Origin of the sequence: Aeromonas sp. FDAARGOS 1406 (assembly GCF_019048565.1) — a bacterium.
Taxonomy (GTDB): domain Bacteria; phylum Pseudomonadota; class Gammaproteobacteria; order Enterobacterales; family Aeromonadaceae; genus Aeromonas; species Aeromonas caviae.
The window spans coordinates 2947753-2967488 of sequence record NZ_CP077378.1; the positions used below are offsets into that span (position 1 = coordinate 2947753).

The window sequence follows — 19736 nt, forward strand, 5'->3', positions numbered from 1 at the left end:
GGCATTCGAGTAGTGATCCCGTAGACCGAGCCAGCATCGTATCAAGGGTTCGACATGGCTCGGGTGTTTATCCATCAGGCAAGGTGACCCTCTTCTGCATCTGCCTTGGTCAAGCATTGGAGTAGTGGTCCCGCAGGCCCAGCCAGCGGCGGATCAGGGGCTCGACATGAGCCGGGTGTTTGTCCATCAGGCAAGGTGACCCTCTTCTGCATCTGCCTTGGTCAAGCATTGGAGTAGTGGTCTCGCAGGCCCAGCCAGCGGCGGATCAGGGGCTCGACATGAGCCGGGTGTTTGTCCATCAGGAAGCGCGCCATCTTCTGCACCTGAGGGATGAGCGGCTGGTCGCGCACCAGATCGGCGATCTTGAGATCGGCCAGGCCGGTCTGGCGGGTACCGAGCAGCTCGCCTGGGCCACGCAGCTCCAGATCCCGCTGGGCGATGAGAAAGCCGTCGTTGGTCTCCCGCAGTACCCCGAGGCGGCTCTGGGCGGTCTTGGACAAGGGGGCATGATAGAGCAGCACGCAGTGAGAGGCCACCGACCCCCGCCCGACCCGGCCGCGGAGCTGGTGCAACTGGGCCAGCCCCAGTCGCTCGGGGTTTTCGATGATCATCAGGCTGGCATTGGGCACATCCACCCCCACCTCGATGACGGTGGTGGCGACCAGCAGTTGCAGTATGCCCGCCTTGAACTCCTCCATCACCCGCTGTTTCTCGACGGGGCGCATCCGGCCGTGTACCAGGCCGATGTGCAGGCCGGGCAGCAGGGTTTGCAGCTCGGCGGCGGTGTCTTCGGCGGCCTGGCACTCCAGCACCTCCGACTCCTCGATCAGGGTGCAGACCCAGTAGGCCTGCTTGCCCTCCTCGCAGGCGAGCCTCACCCGCTCGATCACATCCTGGCGGCGACTGTCCGGCAGGGCGACTGTGGTGATGGGAGTGCGGCCCGGCGGCAGCTCGTCGATGATGGAGGTGTCGAGGTCCGCATAGGCGGTCATCGCCAGGGTGCGGGGGATGGGGGTGGCGGTCATGATGAGCTGGTGGGGATGCACCCCTTCCCGCTCTCCTTTTTCTCGCAGGGCGAGGCGCTGATGCACGCCGAACCTGTGCTGTTCATCGATGATGACCAGGGCGAGGCGCTGGAATACCACCTGCTCCTGGAAGATGGCGTGGGTGCCCACCACCATCTTGACGCTGCCGTCCGCGATGGCGGCCAGCGCCTCTTCCCGCGCCTTGCCCTTCTGCTTGCCCGCCAGCCAGCCCACCTTGATGCCGAGCGGCTCCAGCCACCTGGCGAAGTTGATGGCGTGCTGTTCGGCCAGCAGCTCGGTCGGGGCCATCAGCCCCACCTGGCAGCCGTTGCCGATGGCCTGCAGGGCGGCCAGCGCCGCGACCAGCGTTTTACCTGAGCCCACGTCCCCCTGCACCAGCCGCATCATGGGGTGGCTCTGCTGCAGATCCCTGGCTATCTCCGCCACCACCCGGCTCTGGGCGCCGGTGGGGGTGAACGGCAGGGCGCCGAGCAGTTGCCGGACCAGCTCGGGAGCGGGTTTGAGGGCGCGGGCCAGCTGGGTCTGTGCCTGGGCGCGCACCTTCAAGACCGAGAGGTTGTGGGCCAGCAGCTCTTCCAGTACCAGCCGCTGCTGTGCCGGGTGCTGGCCGCTCTCGAGCAGGGCCAGCGCCACCGAGGGAGGCGGGCGGTGCAGCAGCTTCAGGGCGGCGGCAAGATCGATCTGCTGGGGATAGAGGCCGGCAGGCAGCAGCTCCTCGACCCCGTAGAGGTCGAGCTGGGCCAGGGCCTGATCCGTGAGGCTGCGCAGGGTGAGCTGGCGCAGCCCCTCTGTGGTGGGGTAGACGGGGGTGAGGGCCTCTTCGGTCTGGCCGGCCTGCTCCTCGCCGAGCAGCTTGTACTCGGGGTGGGCCATCTCCAGGCCGTACTTGCCGGGACGTGTCTCGCCGAAGCAGCGGATAAGGCGGCCCTGGGCCAGGCTGTTTTTCTGGGCAGCGGTGAAATTGAAGAAGCGCAGGGTCAGGCTGCCGGTGCCGTCGCTGATACGGCACACCAGCATGCGGCGGCGCCCCATTACCAGCTGGGTGTCCTGGATCTCGCCCTCGACGGCACCGTGCAGGCCGGGCGGCAGATCGCCGATGGGCCACACCTGGGTGCGGTCCTCGTAGCGCAGGGGGAGGTGGAACAGCAGGTCCTGTACCGTGGCCAGCCCCAGCCGCTCGAGTTTCTCCAGCATCTTGCTGCCGACACCCTTGAGGCTGTCGAGGGAGATTTTATCCAATTTCATCAATTAGATGCCCGAAAACACTGTAAATATGTCCAGATGATAGGGGTTGTTGCGGCCTCGATGCAAGCCGCGTTGTGCCGTTCCGGGCTGGTGGGCAAGGGAGCGGGGGGAGGGTCATCCATGAAAAAGGCCTGCCGGAAACGGCAGGCCTTTTCACTGACGGGGCGCCCTGGCGGTCAGATGATGCGCTTGAGCAGGAGGTGAGCCTTGACCCTGTGGATCCGGGCCAGCAGCTTGCGCACCTGATCCGGGTAATCCTTGATCTGCTCTATCTGGTCGAAGTGACTGATGCGGCGGGTGTGGGCCAGGATGTTCTCCCGCTCCGCACTGAACTGCTCGCGCAGGTGATGGTGCTGGTCGTGTACCAGCAGGCCGTTCTCCAGATCCAGCGCCCAGGCTCGGGGATTGAGGTTGTTGCCGGTGAGCAGGGCCCACTCCTCGTCCACGAAGATCCCCTTGAGGTGATAGGAGTTCTTGTCGCAACACCAGAGCATGAGGTTGAGCCGGCCGTTGTCGATGTGGTGCTGGTTGCGTTCGGCAAACTTGCGCAGATTGGTCTCGTAGAGATAGGGCAGGCCGCCTATGGTGGAGAACTTCTCCTCTGGCGGGATGAAGAAGTCGTTGGCGGTCTTGTCGCCCACGACGATGGTCACCTTGCAGCCGCGTCTGAGCAGCCCTTCCACGTCCTTGTTCAACTCCTTGGGGGGGTTGAAGTAGGGGGTGCAGATGAAGATCTCCCGCTCGGTAGCCCGCACCAGGTTGCGGATCATCCGGTTGAGCTGGTTGCCCCGCTTGCCCAGGCCCACCATGGGGGTCACGGCGATCTCCCGATCGTTGGGCTGGATGCTCTCGAAGCGGTACTGGCAGAGGCGCAGACGCTGCTTGAAGCGGCGGATCGGTCCCTTGAGCTGCTTGGCGCCGGGGATGCCGGTGCGATCCAGCCGCTGGACGGCCTCGCTGCCGAGGAAGACGTCATCCACGTAGTTGACCATGCTGCGGGTCAGTGCCGGGCTGTGGATCTGGTGATAGCGATCGAAGCGGTAGCGCTCCTGCTGGTGCAGGTAGATGTCGTTGAGGCTGGCGCCGGAGTAGAGCAGGGTGTCGTCGAAGATGAAGCCCTTGAGGTGCAGCACCCCGAGTAGCTCGCGGCCCTTGACCGGCACGCCGTAGATCTCGATCTGGTGTTGGTGGCTGGCGGCCATGGCCTGGTACATCAGGTGGTTGCCCCCCTGCTTGCCCTTGCCGATCAGGCCGCGCTGGGCGCGGTGGAAGTCGACGAACACCTTGATGTCGAGAGAGGGATTGCGCTGCTTGGCGGCATAGAGGGCGGAGAGGATCTCCCGTCCCGCCTCGTCATCCTGCAGATAGAGCGCGATCAGATAGATGCGCTGGGTCGCATGGGAGATGAGCGACAGGATCCGGCTCTTGAAGTCTTTGGCGCTGCTGAGTATCTGGAACTGATCCGCGGCAACCGCGATCTGGGGTAAGCGGGTCAGCAACTGTCGATAATGTGCCGATGAATGCATAGAGAAGCCTGAAATCACGGGATGAAGCGTTCCACTCGGGGCGAAGAATAGGCAATTCTAGCAATCTGTGGCGATGGGCCCAAGCAAGAATCCGTAAAAAGTCGGTGCAATATCACATCGGGGCCGACGGATGCGGCCCCGATGTGTTTCCGTCAGAGGATGGCGCTGGCCGTGGCCACGATGAGGAAGGCGATGGTGCCGAGCAGGGTCTCCATCACGGTCCAGGTCTTGAGGGTGGTCTTCTCGTCCATGTTGAGGAAGCGGCTGACCAGCCAGAAGCCGGAGTCATTGAAGTGGGAGAGCACGGTGGCGCCCCCGGCGATGGCGATGACGATGAAGGTCAGGTCCAGCTCGCTCAGGCCGGTGGTGGCGGCCACGGTCGGCGCCATCAGGGCGGCGGTGGTGGTCAGGGCCACGGTGGCGGAACCCTGGGCAACCCGCAGCGCGGCGGACACCAGGAAGGCCGCGAGGATCACCGGCATGCCGGTATCGGAGAGCACGTCGGCCAGCGCGGTGCCGATGCCGCTCGCCCGCAATACGCCGCCGAACATGCCGCCGGCACCGGTGACCAGGATGACGGCGCAGACCGGGGCCAGGGCGTCGTTGCAGAACTTCTCGAGCTGCACCTTGCCCTGGCTCTGGCGGAACATCCAGAGGGCGTACAGCACAGTGATGAGCAGGGCGACCGGGGTCTTGCCGACCATGCGCAGCACGTTGACCCAGTCCGCACCCTTGTCGATGACGCCCATGACGCCCAGGGTGTTGAGGCCGGTATCCATGAAGATGAGCACCAGCGGCAGCAGCAGGATGGAGATCACCTGGCCGAAGCTCGGCGCCTTGTCGGAGATCTGCTCGGCACTGGCGGTGAAGCTCGGGGGCAGGGGCAGCTCAAACTTCTTGCCGGACCAGAGCCCGAACAGGTAGGCACCCAGATACCAGGTGGGCAGCGCGACCAGCAGGCCCACGATGGTGAGCAGACCGATGTTGGCACCCAGCAGCTCGCTGGCGGCCACCGGGCCCGGGTGGGGCGGGAGGAAGGCGTGCATCACCGCGAAGGCGCCGGCGGAGGGCAGGGCATACTTGAGGACGGAGCCGCCGAACTGCTTCGCCACGCTGAAGATGATGGGCAGCATGACGATGAGGCCGGCGTCGAAGAAGATCGGGAAGCCGAACAGCAGGGAGGCCACACCCAGCGCGAAGGGGGCGCGGTGGGAGCCGAAGCGGTTGATCAGGGTATCGGCCAGTACCTTGGCGCCCCCCGTCATCTCCAGGATCCTGCCTATCATGGCGCCGAGGCCGACCAGCAGCGCGACCGAGGCCAGGGTGCCGCCGAAACCGGTCAGCATGGTGGGGATCACCTGGTCATAGGTGACCCCGGTGGCCAGGGCCGTCAGCATGCTGACCAGGGTCAATGCCACGAAGGCATGTACCTTGAATCGCATGATCAGCACCAGCAACATGACAATGGCTCCGCCCGCTACCGAGAGCAGATAGGCGACATCGGGTGTGTTCATTGCTCCGTCCATAAAATTGTCCTCAAATGGTTCTAGTTGTTGTTCTGCACATTTCTGTGCTGCACTTCACATTGCGAAACGTTACCGGTAACATGTTACCGGTAACGTGGTAGCTTAGAACCCATCAGGCGAACGTTTTTTGAAAAGTGAGAGAGAGGTCAAATAATGGCGGGCAAGTGCATTATCGTGATGGGTGTGTGTGGCAGCGGCAAGTCCAGCATCGGCCTCAAGGTGGCCAATGCCCTGGGGGCCAAGTTCATCGACGGCGATGATCTGCACCCTCGCGCGAACATCCAGAAGATGGCGGCGGGCAACCCGCTCAACGACGAAGACAGGGCCCCCTGGCTGGAGCGGATCCGCGATGCGGCCTACAGCCTGGAGCGCAAGAACGAGCTCGGTGTCATCGTCTGCTCGGCCCTCAAGAAGCAGTACCGCGACCAGATCCGCGAGGGCAACGACTCGGTGAGTTTCCTGTTTCTGGATGGCAGCCAGTCCCTCATTCTCGAACGGATGCGGGCACGGCAGGGCCACTTCATGCGCGAAGCCATGGTACAAAGCCAGTTTGATACCCTGGAGCGACCGGATGGCGAGCCCGGCGTGTTTCGCATCGATATCGACGGGACCTTCGAACAGGTGGTCGACCGTGCCGTCACCGCGCTGACGCAGGCGCAATGAGCCATGTCGCGCGCCCGGCTGCGGCCGACCGCGCCCGTATATAGAGTTGGAGAGAAAGCTATGACCCATCCCGTGATCACCCAGGTGACCAACCGCATCCGCGAGCGCAGCACCGCCCGCCGTGCCCGCTTCCTGGCCCGCATCCAGCGCCAGACCGATCAGGGCAAGACCCGCGCCTCCCTCTCCTGTGGCAACCTGGCCCACGCCGTGGCCGCCTCGAGCTGTGACGAGAAGGGGCGGATCCTCGACATGACCCGCGCCAACGTGGCCATCGTCACCGCCTACAACGACATGCTGAGTGCCCATCAGCCCTATCAGGGCTACCCGGACACCATCAAGGGCGCCCTGGCGGAGCTCGGCCACAGTGCCCAGGTCGCCGGCGGCGTGCCCGCCATGTGCGACGGCGTGACCCAGGGTCAGCCGGGGATGGACATGTCCCTCTTCTCCCGGGACCTCATCGCCCAGGCCACCGCGGTCTCCCTCTCCCACAACACCTTCGACGCCACCCTGCTGCTCGGCATCTGCGACAAGATTGCCCCGGGCCAGATCATGGGGGCGCTTTCCCACGCCCACCTGCCCACCGCCTTCGTGCCGGCCGGCCCCATGGCGAGCGGCATCAGCAACGACGAGAAGGTGAAGGTGCGCCAGCAGTACGCTGCCGGTGAAGTGGGCCGTGACGCCCTGCTCAAGATGGAGTGCGGCGCCTACCACGCGGCGGGCACCTGTACCTTCTACGGCACCGCGAATACCAACCAGCTCGTGTTCGAGGCCATGGGCCTGATGCTGCCGGGCTCCGCCTTCGTGCATCCCCACAGCGAGCTGCGCCACGCCCTCACCGAGGAAGCGGCCCGCCGCATCAGCGCCATGATCCCGGGCTCCCCGGCATATCGCCCCCTGAGTGCGGTGATCGACGAGCGCGCCCTGGTCAACGGCCTGGTGGCCCTGCTCGCCTCCGGCGGCAGCACCAACCACAGCATCCACATGGTGGCGCTGGCCCGCGCCGCCGGGCTGGAGCTGACCTGGGACGACCTGAGCGATCTCTCCGACGTGGTGCCGCTCCTGGTGCGCATGTACCCGAACGGCCCGGCGGACGTCAACGCCTTCGAACAGGCGGGGGGTGTGCCCGGTCTGATGCGTCGTCTGGCCGAAGAGGGGCTGATCCACCTGGATGCCACCCCGGTCTTCGGCGAGATGCAGGACTACCTCAGCCGTCCGGCACTGGTGGATGGCAAGCTGGTGTGGCAACCGGTGGGCGAGAGCGCGGATCCGAGCGTGCTCTCCCCCTCTGGCAGCGAGTTCCAGGCCACCGGCGGCACCAAGCTGCTGGCGGGCAACCTGGGCCGCGCCGTGGTCAAGGTCTCCGCCGTCGCGCCCGAGTATCGGGTCATCGAGGCCCCGGCCCGGGTCTTCTCCTCCCAGCATGCGGTGGAGGCGGCCTACAAAGCCGGTGAGTTGAACCTGGACGCCGTCATCGTGGTGCGCCACAACGGCCCGGCCGCCAACGGCATGCCGGAGCTGCACAAGCTGATGCCGGTGCTTGGCAACCTGCAGAAGGCGGGTCACAAGGTGGCCCTGGTCACCGACGGTCGCCTCTCCGGCGCCTCCGGCAAGATCCCGGCCGCCATCCACGTCACCCCGGAAGCGCTGCACGGCGGGGCCATCGGCCTGCTCGCCGATGGCGACCTGCTGCGGGTGGATGCCGAGTCAGGCCGCCTCGACTGCCTGACCGATTTGAGCGGCCGTACCCAGGCCGAGATCGACCTCACCCTCGAACAAGAGGGGTGGGGCCGTGAACTGTTCAGCGTGATGCGTCGCGCGGTATCGAGCGCCGAGTGCGGCGCCACCATCTTTGACTAAGGAAGAGCTATGCAGAACTGGAAAGTGACCCCTGCCGAGGTGTTTGCCGCCTCCCCCCTGGTACCCGTGATGGTCATCAACGACCTGGAGCAGGCCCTGCCCATGGCCAAGGCGCTGCTGGACGGCGGCATCTCGGTGTTCGAGATCACCCTGCGCACCCCGGTGGCGCTGGACGCCATCGCCCTCATCGCCAAGGCGATGCCGGATGCCATGGTCGGTGCCGGTACCGTGCTCAACTGCGCGCAGTTTGATGCCGCCGTCGCTGCCGGTGCCCGCTTCGTCATCTCCCCGGGCATGACCCCGGCCCTGCTGGCCCATGCGGCCAAGAGCACGGCGCCGCTGATCCCGGGAGTGGCCACCCCGACCGAGGTGATGCAGGCGCTGGAAGCAGGCTACGACCACCTCAAATTCTTCCCGGCCGAGGCGAACGGCGGCACCAAGGCACTCTCCGCCATCGCGGCGCCCCTGCCCCAGGTGAAATTCTGCCCCACCGGCGGCATCGGCCCGAAAAACGTGGCCGACTACCTGGCGCTGAAATGTGTGGCCACCGTCGGCGGCTCCTGGATGCTGCCGGCAGACGCCGTCAAGAGCGGCAACTGGGAGGAGGTGACCCGCCTCTCCCGGGAAGCGGTTGAATTGGTTAAACGCTAAGCAAATATCGTTTAGAAAAATTAAACAGGCCACCCCCGGGTGGCCTGCTGTTTTTCCGCCCCGGTAGGGGGTGGGCCGTTTGCTTCCGGCCTCGCCCTGGCTTAAGGTCGGGGGCCGCCCCTCTCCCCTGGAGCCTTCATGTCCTGTCTGCATCCATCCTACCCGCAAGGGCACTTCACCGCGCTGCACTGCCACCCCCATGCCCAATACTGCTATCTGCACGACGGGGGCGGCATCATCACGGGGCGAGGGGAGGGAGAACTGCTGGTGGCGGGCCAGGTCTGCTTTATTCCGGCGGGGTGGGAGCACGAGTTTCGCGTGCTGCGCCGCTCCCGGCTCTCCCTCCTCTATGTGCCGACGTCGGCCCGCACCGCCTTCGGCCCCTTGCAGGCCAGCCCGCTGCTGGCGGGCCTCTTCGCCCGCCTGCCCGAGCTGGCCGAGGAGGAGGTGAAGGGGGCCTATCTGACGGTGCTTGGCCAGGAGCTGGAGCGCGCCGACCCGCTCGCGGCGCGCATTCCCCTCACCGGGGAGCTGGACCCGCGCCTGCTGCGGGTGCTGGACAGGGTGTGCCAGGCACCCGCCATCCATCTGACGCTGACGGCGCTGGCGGCAGATTGCGGCGCCTCGGTGCGCACCCTCAACCGGCTCTTCCTCCAGCAGCTGGGGGGCAGCTTTCGCCAGTGGCGGGAGCAGGTGGTGCTGGGACGGGCGCGCCAGTTGCAGCACCGGGGGCTCACGCTGGCCCAGATCGCCGATCGGCTCGGCTACGAGGATCCCGGTGCCTTGTCCCGCGCCCTCCAGCGCCTTGCCCGGCGCGAACCGACGGTCTGAGGGCGCGTCGTCTGCCTTCCTGCCCGCCATGGCGGTGTCTGCGGGTTGCTGGCAGTCAGCGCCGCGAACCGATATCCGCATCCTCCTTGCTGCCTGCCAGCAGACAGGTCACCTCGTCGGTGTGGCAGATCCGATCGCCGCGAAAGGTGAAGAGGCCGCTCACCTTGCAGACCAGGGTGCCGCCGTCCTGGCGGGTGGCCCGCACCACATGGGTCGAGTGCACCCGCTCCCCCTGCGCCAGGGTGGCGACAAACTCGATGCTCGCCCCGGCCAGATGGCGGCGCAGTGTGGCGATGTGCTGGTGAAACGCCGGGTAGTCGAGCCGCTCGCCGTTCACCTCCTGGCAGTAGTCGGGGGTGAACCAGGCGTCGAGCTCCGCCAGGGGGAAGGCGGGATCGCAGATGACGCGCTGCAGGCAGGCTTTCAATCGTTCGGTGTGGTGCATGGTCTGCTCCTGACAGGGGGGATGGAGGAGCCAGCATAGGCCAGGGGACAGCGAGGGGAGAGGGGAGAAGGCGCCATCATGGCGGTCGAACGCGCCATGATGGCCGGGGATCAGCCGAGGCTTTCCCCCTCATAGAGGGAGAAGCCGATGTCCTTGCACCTGGTCGCCAGCGGCTGGCCGCCGAGGCGGGCCAGCAGCATGATGGCGGCTTCGCGACCTATGGTCTCGCGGGGGGTAACGATGCTGGCGAGCTTGGGGGTCATGGCGTGGCCGATGTCGAGGGCGTTGCTGCCGGCGATGGCCACCTGATGGGGCACCGGGATCCACCTGGCCTGGCATTGCAGCAGGGCTCCCACCGCCAGGTCGTCGTTGGTGCAGAACAGGCCGTCGAGATCGGGGAAGCGCGCCATGGCCTGGGCCAGCAGCTCTCCCCCCAGGGTGAAGCTGGAGGATTGCTCCGTCAGCAGGTGCTGGCCGGTCAGACCGAAATCGGCCATCGCCTGGTAGTAGCCTTCCATTCGCAGTTGGGTGCGCACGTCGAGCCGGGCGCCGAGGTAGATCACCTTGCGCCGTCCCCGGCGCAGCATCTCTGTTACCATGGCCCGGGCGGCGGCCCGGTGATCCATGCCCACCACCATGTCGATGGGGGAGAGGGGCAGATCCATGGTCTCCACCACCGGGATGCCGGCGGTGGCGATCATCTTGCGGGTGCGCTCGGTGTGCTGGGTGTCCGAGAGGATGAGCCCGTCCACGTTGTAGGAGAGGAGCGAGGCGACCTGCTCCTCCTCCCGCTCCGGGCTGTAGCCGTAGTGGGCGAGCAGGGTCTGGTAGCCGGCGGGCCGGGTCACCGCCTCGATGCCGTGGATCACCGCCGAGAAGACCTGGTTGGAGAGGGAGGGGATCAGGATGCCGATCGCCTTGCTGGTGGCGTTCGACAGCATGTCCGGCGCCCGGTTCGGGATGTAGCCGAGCTCCTCCACCGCGGCGGCGATGCGCTCGCGGGTCCCTTCGGCCACGGCGGACGGGTCGCGCAGGTAGCGGCTGACGGTCATCTTGGTGACACCGGTCAGGTCGGCAATGTCCTGCAGGGTAGGGCGGCGCTTGCGGGTGTCGTTCATCTGGGGATCCGGCAAAAAATGTTACACGTAACATTACCGTTTTTGCACGGCAATGTCAGCATATGACGCCATCAACAGGGGGCAGGGGATGATCAAGGGCAGGTGTTTCGAGGGGGTCCACTTCGAGCAGCAGGAGGTGGAGGGGGAGCAGTTCCAGGGGTGCCGCTTCATCGGCTGTCACTTCTCCTGGCTCGATCTCGGGGAGAGCCGCTTCGTCGACTGCAGCTTCTATGACAGGGAACGGGAGCTGGGATGCCTTTTTCAGGGCTGCGATCTGAGGGAGGCGAGCTTCCTGCGCTGCGATCTCACCCTGGCGGACTTCGGCCGCAGCCAGTGTCTTGGGCTGGAGATGCGCGACTGCCAGGCCATGGGGATCAACTTCGCCCATGCCAGCTTCGCCAACCGGATCACTGCCAAAAGCTATTTCTGCGAGGCCCACCTCACCGGCAACAACTTCAGCTACGCCAACTTCGAAAGCTGCCTGCTGGAGCGGTGCGAGCTTGCCGGAAACCGCTGGCAGGGGGCCAACCTGCTGGGCGCCTCCCTGGCAGGCTCGGATCTCAGCGGCTCCGAGTTCGGGCAAATCGACTGGACCAGCTTCAACCTGCAAGGGTGCGATCTGCGCCAGTGCGATCTGCCCGGCCTGGATCTGCGCCGGGTCAACCTCGCCGGGGTGCAGATCAATGAAGATCAGCAGCAGGGGCTGCTGGAGCAGATCGGGCTGGTGGTCTTCCCCTGAGCGGGGTGGAAAAGAGGTAAGTTTTCATCATCGGGGCGGGCGGTGTGGTGCCTCCCCTGCCAAGCAAAAAGCCTGCGCGATGCAGACTTTTTGTCAGGTGAAGTGCTAAACGACGCGGTGTTGCTGTCTTTTGCTCCCTGCTCCCCTCGCGGGAGAAGGGCTGGGGATGAGGTAGCGGACTCCACTCGGGCACCGCCAAGGCGGGCTTAGCGTCTGGCCAGCCACTTGGTCGGGTTGATGGCCTCGCCCTGATAGCGGATCTCGAAGTAGAGGCCGGAGCGCTCCTGTCCGCCGCTGTCGCCGACCAGGGCCACGGGCTCACCCTGCTCCACCTTTTGTCCCACCTGTCGCAGCAGCGACTGGTTGTGGCCGTAGAGGCTCATGTAGCCCTTGCCATGGTCGATGACCAGCAGCATGCCGAAGCCGTCGAGCCAGTCGGCGTAGACCACCTGGCCCGGTGCCACCGCCTTGACCTGGGTCCCTTCGCTGGCGCCGATCAGGGTGCCCTTCCACTTCAGCTCGGCGGTACGTGGCGAGCCGTAGGAGATGAGGATGGGGCCCTGCACCGGCCAGCGCAGGTTGCCACCCGTGCTCAGACCGCCGTAGCCGTTGCTGCTTGCCTTGGCGCTGTTGCGGGCGGCCGCTTGCTGCTGCGCCACCTTGGCCTGCTGTTCAGCGACGCGTTGCTGCTGGGCCGCCAGCCGCTGCTGTTCGCCGACCTGGCGCTGCTGGGCCGCGATCCGCTGCTGCTCCTCGATGCGCTTCTGCTCGGCTGCCAGGCGCTGGGCCTCCAGACGGCGCTGGCGCTCCTGCTCGGCCTTGATCTTGGCGAGGCGCTCCCGCTCGGCCCGTTCGCGGCGTTCCTTTTCTTCCTGCTGACGACGCAGCTCTTCCAGCCGCGCCTTGAGCGCCTTCTCCGCCTTGACCAGCTTGTCGAGCTTCTGCTCGTCGGCCTGCACCGACTGCTGCAACTGGTTGCGCACCTTGGCACGGCTCTGCTGGCTGGCCAGCAGGCTCTGGTGATGCTCCTGCTGCTCGCCGAGCAGGGTCTGGAGGCGGCTCTCGGTCTCCCTGGTGGCCTGCTGGTTCTTGGCCAGCTTGTCACGGGTGGCGCGCAGGGCTTCAATGGCCTCGATACGGGCCTTGTTGAGGTAGTCGAAATAGTCGAGGGCGCGGCTCAGCTTGGCCGGATCCTGCTGGTTGAGCAGCAGTTTGAGGTAATCGTGGTTGCCCGCCTGGAAGGCGCTTTCCGCCTGCTTGGCCAGCAACTGCTTCTGGTGTTTGGCTTGTTGCTCCAGTGCCAGCTTGTCCTGCTGCAGGGACGCCAGCTTCTGCTGGTTCTGCCGGAGTTGCTGTCTGGTCTGCTCGAGTTTGGCGGCGGCAGCCGAAATGGCCTGCTCGTCAGCCTTGAGCTGGGTGTTGAGCTTGGCAAGCTCCTGCTTGCTGAGCTTGAGGGTCTGTTGCTGTTCCTTGATCTGGGACTGCATGGCCCCCAGCTGCTGGTTCGCAGCCTGGGCTGTGCCGGTACCGCCGATCAGGCAAAAAAACAGCGCGCCGGCCAACAGGCCGACGCGACTGGTTTTCTGTGAAATAATTTCGCATCCCCGCATGGGGCAGGATTATTTCAGAATCATCAGGGGCTTGCCAGTCATTTCCGGCGGCACCGGCAGACCCATCAGGGTCAGCATGGTGGGGGCCAGATCGGACAGTTTGCCACCTTCGGCGACCTCGGCTTTACGACCGAAGTAGATGAGGGGAACCGGCAGATTGGTGTGGGCGGTGTGGGCCTGACCAGTCTCTTCGTCCATCATCTTCTCGGCGTTGCCATGGTCGGCGGTGATGAGGCACTCGCCACCCACTTCCGCCAGGGCGTCGGTGACGCGACCGATGCAGTGGTCGACCGCTTCACAGGCTTTGACGGCCGCATCGAACACGCCGGTGTGGCCGACCATGTCGCCGTTCGGGTAGTTGCAGATGATGACGTCGTACTTGCCGCTCTTGATGGCCGCAACCAGCTTGTCGGTCAGCTCTTCGGAGCTCATCTCCGGCTGCAGGTCATAGGTAGCCACTTTCGGGCTCGCCACGATTTCGCGATCTTCGCCGCTGAAGCAGGCCTCTTCGCCACCGTTGAAGAAGAAGGTGACGTGGGCGTACTTCTCGGTCTCGGAGATGCGCAGCTGGGTCTTGCCCTGCTTGGCCAGCCACTCACCCAGGGTATTGACCAGGGCGGTGGGCGGATAGGCGCAGGCGGTTTTGATGTCGGCCGCGTATTCGGTCAGCATCACGAAGTGCAGCGCCGGGGTGGCGGTGCGGGCGAAGCCGGTGAAGTCGGTATCGACGAAGGCGCGGGTGATTTCGCGGGCGCGGTCGGCGCGGAAGTTCATGAAGATCAGCGCATCGCCGTCGATCATCGGTACAGCGTCGCCGATGCGGGTGGCTTTGACGAACTCGTCGTTCTCGTCGCGGGCATAGGCGGCGGCCAGCGCGTCGGTGGCGTTGTCGGCGGTGAATTCGCCCTTGCCCTGGGTCATCAGGTCATAGGCCTGCTGCACGCGATCCCAGCGGTTGTCGCGGTCCATGGCGTAGTAACGACCGATCATGGAGGCGAAACGACCCTTGCCCAGTCGGGCAAACAGGGCGTCGAACAGCTCGATGGAGGACTGGGCACTGCGCGGCGGGACGTCGCGGCCATCCAGGAAGGCGTGGAAGTAGATCTGCTCGGCGCCACGCTTGGCGGCCATCTCGATCATGCCCATGATGTGCTCTTCGTGGCTGTGTACGCCACCCGGGGACATCAGCCCCATGATGTGCACGGCCTTGCCCTTGGTCACGGCAGCGTCGACAGCCTTGGCCAGCTCGACGTTCTGGAAGAAGTCGCCGTCCTGGATGTCCTTGGAGATGCGGGTCAGCTCCTGATAGACGACGCGACCGGCACCGATGTTGGTGTGGCCCACTTCGGAGTTGCCCATCTGGCCGTCCGGCAGACCCACGTCCAGGCCGGAGCCGGAGATCAGGGTGCTGGTGTAGTCACGGGCCAGGCGATCCAGATTGGGGGTCTTGGCAGCAGCAACGGCGTTGTACTCTTGCTTGGTGCTGTAGCCCCAACCGTCCATAATGACCAGAACCAGCGGTTTCTTAGCTGTTGACATAAGGCTATGTCCTCTCGGATAGGAATGAATTGCGGGAAGTGAAACTAGCGTAATATTACTACATCTGCCGAAATAGTCACCTGATAGCCAAGTCCCTCTCCAGCCTCGCTTTTTAACTGTTATCCCGCTGTTTTAGGCATGTTGCCGGCTTGTCTGCCGCGGCGGGGTTTCCTCTGTTTCCCCCCTCATTTCGGCATGGCGCATCCTCTCGTTCGGCCCGGTTGGAGGAGGAAGAATCGGCAGCCATCCCTGATGGGAGCTTGCTCTCGCTTTGCCGCCAAGATGGCTGATCTTATGCAGGGCCCCATGTATACTCGGGCCCTTGTCTTGGTCCCTGGATAGTAGAAGATGCAAGAGTATTTGGATTTCGCGGCCCGCAATCCGCTGCTGACCGCAGCCTGGTTGGGCCTGGCAGGCACTCTGGTGTATACCACTGTTCGTGCTCGTTTTTCTCCGGTGAAGGCGGTCAACAACCACGCCGCTACCCTGCTTATCAACCGTGAAAATGCCACCGTCGTGGACATTCGCAGTCAGGATGAATTTGCCAAGGGCCATCTGGCCGGGGCCCATCACCTGCCGCTCGCCCAGATCCAGGCGAATAATCTGGGTCCGGTTGAAAAGCACAAGGATGCCCCCATCATAGTGGTGTGCGAGTCGGGGATGACCGCTGGTGGCGCGGGTCGCCAACTGAGCAAGGCCGGTTTCAAGCAGGTGTATGTGCTCAGCGGTGGCATGGCCCAATGGCGTGCAGACAATCTGCCGGTGACCAAAAAACGCTGATTTAAGGGCCTGCGCCCACTCATTATCTTAAAAAGGAATCAAACGAAATGGCTGACGAAATCAACAACCAGGAAGTGCAACCGGAATTCCACATCCAGCGTGTCTACACCAAGGATGTCTCCTTCGAAGCCCCGAATACCCCGCACATCTTCCAGAAAGAGTGGCAGCCTGACGTCAAGCTGGACATGGACACCAAGACCAATGTCCTGGCCGACAGCGTCTATGAAGTGGTGCTGACCCTGACTGTCACCTGCAAGCTGGAAACCGAGACTGCCTTCCTGTGTGAAGTGCAGCAAGCCGGCATCTTCACCATCGGCAACCTGCCTGAGCCGCAACTGGCCCACTGCCTGGCGGCCTTCTGCCCGAACATCCTGTTCCCGTATGCCCGCGAAGCGGTATCCAACCTGGTGAGCAAGGGGTCCTTCCCGCAGCTGAACCTGGCACCGGTCAACTTCGACGCCCTGTTCGCCCAGCACATGGCGCAGGTACAGGCCCAGCAGGCGACTGCGGAAGCCTGATAATGGCCGACCAGATCGCAATCTCGGTTCTGGGGGCGGGGTCTTATGGCTCCGCCCTTGCCATTTCTCTGGCGCGCAATGGTCATCCGACCCTGCTGTGGGGTCACGACCCTGCCCATGTCGCCGAGCTGGAACAGGATCGCTGCAACAAGGCATTCTTGCCGGATGTCCCCTTCCCGGCCGATCTGCAACTGACGTGGGATCTGCAGGCGGCGGTGCAAGCCGCTCCCGTGCTGCTGCTGGTGGTGCCGAGCCATGTGTTCGGCCAGGTACTGGCCCGGGTCAAACCCTTCCTGCGCCCGGATACCCGGATCGCCTGGGCGACCAAGGGGCTGGAGCCGGACAGCGGCCGTCTACTGCAAGAGGTGGCGCGGGAGGTGCTGGGGGATGCCATTCCACTGGCGGTCATCTCGGGCCCGACCTTCGCCCGCGAGCTGGCTGCCGGTCTGCCGACCGCCATCTCGGTGGCCTCGACCCACGACGACTTTGCCGACGATCTCTCCCACCTGCTGCACTGCGGCCGCTCGTTCCGGGTCTATACCAATCCGGACTTCATCGGTCTGCAGCTGGGCGGGGCGGTCAAGAACGTCATCGCCATCGGTGCCGGTCTCTCTGACGGACTCGGCTTTGGCGCCAACGCCAGAACCGCACTCATCACTCGGGGTCTGGTAGAGATGCAGCGTCTGGGCGCCGCCCTCGGGGCCGACGCCAAGACCTTCATGGGGATGGCGGGGCTCGGGGATCTGGTGCTGACCTGTACCGACAACCAGTCGCGCAACCGCCGTTTCGGTCTGGCGCTGGGAGCGGGCAAGTCGGTTGACACCGCCATGGCCGAGATAGGCCAGGTGGTGGAAGGCTATCGCAACACCAAGGAAGTACATCTGCTGGCGGCCCGCTGTGGCGTCGAGATGCCCATCTGCGAACAGATCTTCAAGGTGCTGTACGAGGACAAGAACCCGAAAGAGGCAGCCATCGCCCTGCTGTCGCGAGACAAGAAGGACGAGTGATCTGCCAGCCGCAGCATGCAAAAGGCCCCGCCAGCTGGCGGGGCCTTTTCTTTGCCGCAAGGGGGCAAATCAGTAGTAGGAGTGGTCGCCGCGCTGGTGCTCGGTGGCATCCTTGACGCCGTTGAGCTCGCCCGGGAATTTCTCCAGCAACTGCTTCTCGATCCCCTCTTTCAGGGTGTAGTCGACCATGGAGCAACCGTTGCAACCGCCGCCAAACTGCAGGATGGCCAGTTTGTCGTCGGTCAGCTCGACCAGGGTGACCTTGCCGCCGTGACCGGCCAGCATGGGGTTCACCTCGGACATCAGCACGTACTCGATGCGGTCGATCAGCGGGGCGTCGTCGGCCACCTTGCGCATCTTGGCGTTGGGGGCTTTCAGGGTGAGCTGGGAGCCCATCTGATCGGTGACGAAATCGATGGTGGCATCCACCAGGAAGGGGGCGCTCAGGGGATCGACCAGGCAGTCGAAGCCGCTGAACGGCAGGTGCTGATCTTCCGGATCGACCGCGTCGGGTGGGCAATAGGATACGCCGCACTCGGCATTCTGGGTTCCCGGATTGACCACAAACACCCGGATGTTGGTGCCATCAGGCTGCTTCTCCAGCAACTTGCGGAAGTGGGCCTGGGCGGTGTCGGAAATGCTGATCATCACTATCCTCATAAACCTGAGTGTACGACTAGGGTATTCATGATAACTCGCTTGGCGGGGCTTGGGTAGCGTGCCGATGGCGAGCCTGTGAGCCCGGGCGTATCGGAATCATGCCGCCAGCGGCCTCCCGGGCCGGATCCCTGCCCGGTTATTTCAGGTGTCGGAGGGTACGGCAGATGGCCCACACCTCTACCGTGGTGACGCCGTGCTCATGGAGCAACCGGGTGAGTTGACCTGCGGTGGCGCCCGTGGTGACCACATCGTCGAGCAGTGCCACATGCCGGTAGTGGTGAGGTTCTATTTCGAAGGCGCCACGCAGATTGCGTCGCCGCTGGCCGGCACTGAGCCGGGTCTGTTGCGGGGTCGACCTTGTCCGGCGCAGTACGCGGGTGTCGCAAGGAATGCCGGTGAGTGCGCTCAGGGCATGGCCGATTTCTTCTGCCTGATTGAAGCCGCGCCACCACTGGCGCCACCAGTGCAGGGGAACCGGAATGATGACCTGCGGTGGGTTGGCGAGGTCCAGATGGTCTGCCAGCAGGCGGGCAAGCAGCGGCGCGAGCAGGATCTGACCGGAATACTTCAGCTGGGGGATGAGTTGGGCATAAGGTGCCTGATAATCGCCGATCACCTGCAAACGCTCCCAGGGGGCGGGTCTGCGTTGGCAGCGTCCGCACAGCAGTTCGCTCTCGCGATGTTGCTCCGGCAGCGGTGCTGCACACATCAGGCATCGTCTGTCGTGTTGGCGCTGGGCGTGGCGACACCAGGAGCACAACAAGGGCGTGTCATCACAGGGTTGGCGACAGAGCAGGCACAGACCGAGCCAGTCGGACTGGGTGCCAAGGATCGGACTTGCTTTGGCGAGCAGCCGCTTTAACATGCAGGCTCCAAGCAGATAAACAGGGATCTTGAGTCTAGATGAGCGTATCGGTTGAGCGGTTTGGCCAGGGCCCGGACCTGGTGTTGTTGCATGGCTGGGGTATGAACGGGGCCGTCTGGCATGGTATTGCCCAAGAACTGGCTGCCCACTATCGGCTGCATCTGGTGGACCTGCCCGGCTTTGGCAACAGCCCCCTGCAAGCAGGGACAGACTACACCCTGCCCTGGCTGGCAGAGCAGATGGCGGCCATATTGCCTGAAAAATGCCATCTGCTCGGCTGGTCCCTCGGTGGTCTGGTGGCGAGTCAGTTGGCGCTGACCATGCCTGAACGCCTTCACTCTCTCATTACCGTAGCCAGCTCTCCCTGCTTCATGGCCCGCGACGAGTGGCCCGGGATTGCCCCCAAGGTGCTGGCAGGGTTCAACCAGATGCTGGCCGGCGACTTCATGCAGACCATAGAGCGCTTTCTCGCGATCCAGGCTATGGGCAGCGAGCACGCCAGAAACGACATTCGCCAGTTGCGTCACTGGCTGGCGGAGCGACCCGCTCCCCGGCTTGCGGCCCTGGAGGCAGGTCTGGGTCTGCTGGCCGAGGTCGATCTGCGGGATGAACTGATCGGCCTGGATCTGCCCTGGCTGCGTCTTTACGGCAGGCTGGATACCCTGGTGCCGAAGGCCGCCATTCCCTTGCTGGATGCGCGCTACCCTGCCAGCCACAGTCTGGTGCTGGAGAAGGCATCCCATGCTCCCTTCATCTCCCATCCAGAGCAGTTCATCACCCTCCTGCGGCGGTTCATTGACTGAGATTTGAGCGGCAGGCTTCAATAACTCGTCAGGTTGATGGATAATTAGCCAACCCTACAGAGGAGTGTGCCAATGCGTATCGAATCAGCCATGACGGCAGGCGTGCAGGGGTTCCAACGGGCCGAGCAGTTGGCGGGCCAGGCTTCCAGCCAGATCGCCCGTCTCAATACGCCAGCGGGTGATCAGGTGCAGTTGCCGGATGAACTGGTGAATCTCAAGGTGGCCGAGCTGCATGCCGGGGCATCCGCCAAGGTGATCCAGACGGCCAGCGACATGCTGGGCACCCTGATCGATATCCGGGTGTGAC

19 protein-coding genes are annotated in these 19736 nt (G+C 64.4%); 10 read left to right on the forward strand and 9 right to left on the reverse strand.

All coding sequences use genetic code 11. The features are described from left to right. Positions 1 to 221: 221 nt before the first annotated feature. The 3 genes from recG to I6L36_RS13875 all read right to left on the reverse strand — a co-directional run bounded on the left by recG (position 222) and on the right by I6L36_RS13875 (position 5331). Entirely contained in the window at positions 222 to 2291 is a 2070-nt protein-coding gene (gene recG, locus I6L36_RS13865) for an ATP-dependent DNA helicase RecG (protein ID WP_010672534.1), read from the reverse strand. 176 nt (positions 2292 to 2467) lie between these two features. Continuing rightward, positions 2468 to 3817, reverse strand: a complete 1350-nt coding sequence (gene pssA / locus I6L36_RS13870) for a CDP-diacylglycerol--serine O-phosphatidyltransferase (RefSeq protein WP_053288825.1) — start codon at positions 3815 to 3817, stop codon at positions 2468 to 2470. Between the two features lie 152 nt (positions 3818 to 3969). Beyond that, positions 3970 to 5331 (reverse strand): GntP family permease, encoded by a 1362-nt coding sequence (locus I6L36_RS13875; protein ID WP_234716541.1) that lies wholly within the window; start codon positions 5329 to 5331, stop codon positions 3970 to 3972. A gap of 165 nt (positions 5332 to 5496) precedes the next feature. On the opposite strand from I6L36_RS13875, the gene I6L36_RS13880 reads away from it, so the two are divergent. The 4 genes from I6L36_RS13880 to I6L36_RS13895 all read left to right on the forward strand — a co-directional run bounded on the left by I6L36_RS13880 (position 5497) and on the right by I6L36_RS13895 (position 9345). Continuing rightward, a complete protein-coding gene (locus I6L36_RS13880; protein ID WP_039039504.1) occupies positions 5497 to 6006 on the forward strand; it encodes a gluconokinase in 510 nt (169 codons plus the stop codon). Between the two features lie 60 nt (positions 6007 to 6066). Further along, positions 6067 to 7863: a phosphogluconate dehydratase gene (edd, locus tag I6L36_RS13885; protein ID WP_109112184.1), complete on the forward strand. Its 1797-nt coding sequence runs from the start codon at positions 6067 to 6069 to the stop codon at positions 7861 to 7863. A gap of 9 nt (positions 7864 to 7872) precedes the next feature. Next, positions 7873 to 8514: a bifunctional 4-hydroxy-2-oxoglutarate aldolase/2-dehydro-3-deoxy-phosphogluconate aldolase gene (locus tag I6L36_RS13890; protein ID WP_053288822.1), complete on the forward strand. Its 642-nt coding sequence runs from the start codon at positions 7873 to 7875 to the stop codon at positions 8512 to 8514. A 138-nt stretch (positions 8515 to 8652) separates the two neighbouring features. Continuing rightward, positions 8653 to 9345: an AraC family transcriptional regulator gene (locus I6L36_RS13895; RefSeq protein WP_081000992.1), complete on the forward strand. Its 693-nt coding sequence runs from the start codon at positions 8653 to 8655 to the stop codon at positions 9343 to 9345. A 55-nt stretch (positions 9346 to 9400) separates the two neighbouring features. On the opposite strand, the gene I6L36_RS13900 is transcribed toward I6L36_RS13895, so the two are convergent. Together I6L36_RS13900 and I6L36_RS13905 are read right to left on the reverse strand one after the other, a co-directional pair. Next, positions 9401 to 9790 carry a nuclear transport factor 2 family protein gene (locus I6L36_RS13900; RefSeq protein ID WP_041214080.1) on the reverse strand — a complete coding sequence of 130 codons (390 nt, stop codon included), beginning with the start codon at positions 9788 to 9790 and terminating at the stop codon, positions 9401 to 9403. A 110-nt stretch (positions 9791 to 9900) separates the two neighbouring features. Then, entirely contained in the window at positions 9901 to 10908 is a 1008-nt protein-coding gene (locus I6L36_RS13905; protein WP_109112043.1) for a substrate-binding domain-containing protein, read from the reverse strand. Positions 10909 to 10996: 88 nt separating this feature from the next. Here I6L36_RS13905 and I6L36_RS13910 point away from each other — a divergent pair, with 88 nt between their 5' ends. Continuing rightward, positions 10997 to 11647 carry a Qnr family pentapeptide repeat protein gene (locus tag I6L36_RS13910; protein WP_041212172.1) on the forward strand — a complete coding sequence of 217 codons (651 nt, stop codon included), beginning with the start codon at positions 10997 to 10999 and terminating at the stop codon, positions 11645 to 11647. 206 nt (positions 11648 to 11853) lie between these two features. Here the strand turns inward: I6L36_RS13910 and I6L36_RS13915 are convergent, their stop codons facing one another. Continuing rightward, the gene (locus I6L36_RS13915) at positions 11854 to 13257 is read right to left on the reverse strand and encodes a peptidoglycan DD-metalloendopeptidase family protein (RefSeq protein WP_042864587.1); all 1404 of its coding nucleotides are present in this window, start codon (positions 13255 to 13257) and stop codon (positions 11854 to 11856) included. Positions 13258 to 13266: 9 nt separating this feature from the next. Next, a complete protein-coding gene (gene gpmM / locus I6L36_RS13920; protein ID WP_039039496.1) occupies positions 13267 to 14796 on the reverse strand; it encodes a 2,3-bisphosphoglycerate-independent phosphoglycerate mutase in 1530 nt (509 codons plus the stop codon). Positions 14797 to 15144: 348 nt separating this feature from the next. Between gpmM and I6L36_RS13925 the strand changes: the two genes are divergently transcribed. From I6L36_RS13925 to gpsA, 3 genes are read left to right on the forward strand one after another with little or no spacing between them, the layout of a single operon-like run. Continuing rightward, the gene (locus tag I6L36_RS13925; protein ID WP_010672546.1) at positions 15145 to 15576 is read left to right on the forward strand and encodes a rhodanese-like domain-containing protein; all 432 of its coding nucleotides are present in this window, start codon (positions 15145 to 15147) and stop codon (positions 15574 to 15576) included. 47 nt (positions 15577 to 15623) lie between these two features. Continuing rightward, the gene (secB, locus tag I6L36_RS13930; RefSeq protein ID WP_010672547.1) at positions 15624 to 16094 is read left to right on the forward strand and encodes a protein-export chaperone SecB; all 471 of its coding nucleotides are present in this window, start codon (positions 15624 to 15626) and stop codon (positions 16092 to 16094) included. Positions 16095 to 16096: 2 nt separating this feature from the next. Beyond that, positions 16097 to 17101 carry an NAD(P)H-dependent glycerol-3-phosphate dehydrogenase gene (gpsA, locus tag I6L36_RS13935; protein ID WP_053288821.1) on the forward strand — a complete coding sequence of 335 codons (1005 nt, stop codon included), beginning with the start codon at positions 16097 to 16099 and terminating at the stop codon, positions 17099 to 17101. 69 nt (positions 17102 to 17170) lie between these two features. Here the strand turns inward: gpsA and nfuA are convergent, their stop codons facing one another. Both nfuA and I6L36_RS13945 read right to left on the reverse strand, forming a co-directional pair. Then, entirely contained in the window at positions 17171 to 17749 is a 579-nt protein-coding gene (gene nfuA, locus I6L36_RS13940) for a Fe-S biogenesis protein NfuA (protein ID WP_010672549.1), read from the reverse strand. A gap of 148 nt (positions 17750 to 17897) precedes the next feature. Further along, on the reverse strand, positions 17898 to 18626 hold the full coding sequence (locus I6L36_RS13945) for a ComF family protein (RefSeq protein WP_053288820.1): 729 nt from the start codon (positions 18624 to 18626) through the stop codon (positions 17898 to 17900). Between the two features lie 38 nt (positions 18627 to 18664). On the opposite strand from I6L36_RS13945, the gene bioH reads away from it, so the two are divergent. Together bioH and I6L36_RS13955 are read left to right on the forward strand one after the other, a co-directional pair. Then, a complete protein-coding gene (gene bioH, locus I6L36_RS13950; protein ID WP_053288819.1) occupies positions 18665 to 19429 on the forward strand; it encodes a pimeloyl-ACP methyl ester esterase BioH in 765 nt (254 codons plus the stop codon). A gap of 72 nt (positions 19430 to 19501) precedes the next feature. Further along, on the forward strand, positions 19502 to 19735 hold the full coding sequence (locus I6L36_RS13955; RefSeq protein WP_010672552.1) for a hypothetical protein: 234 nt from the start codon (positions 19502 to 19504) through the stop codon (positions 19733 to 19735). Position 19736: the final 1 nt, after the last annotated feature.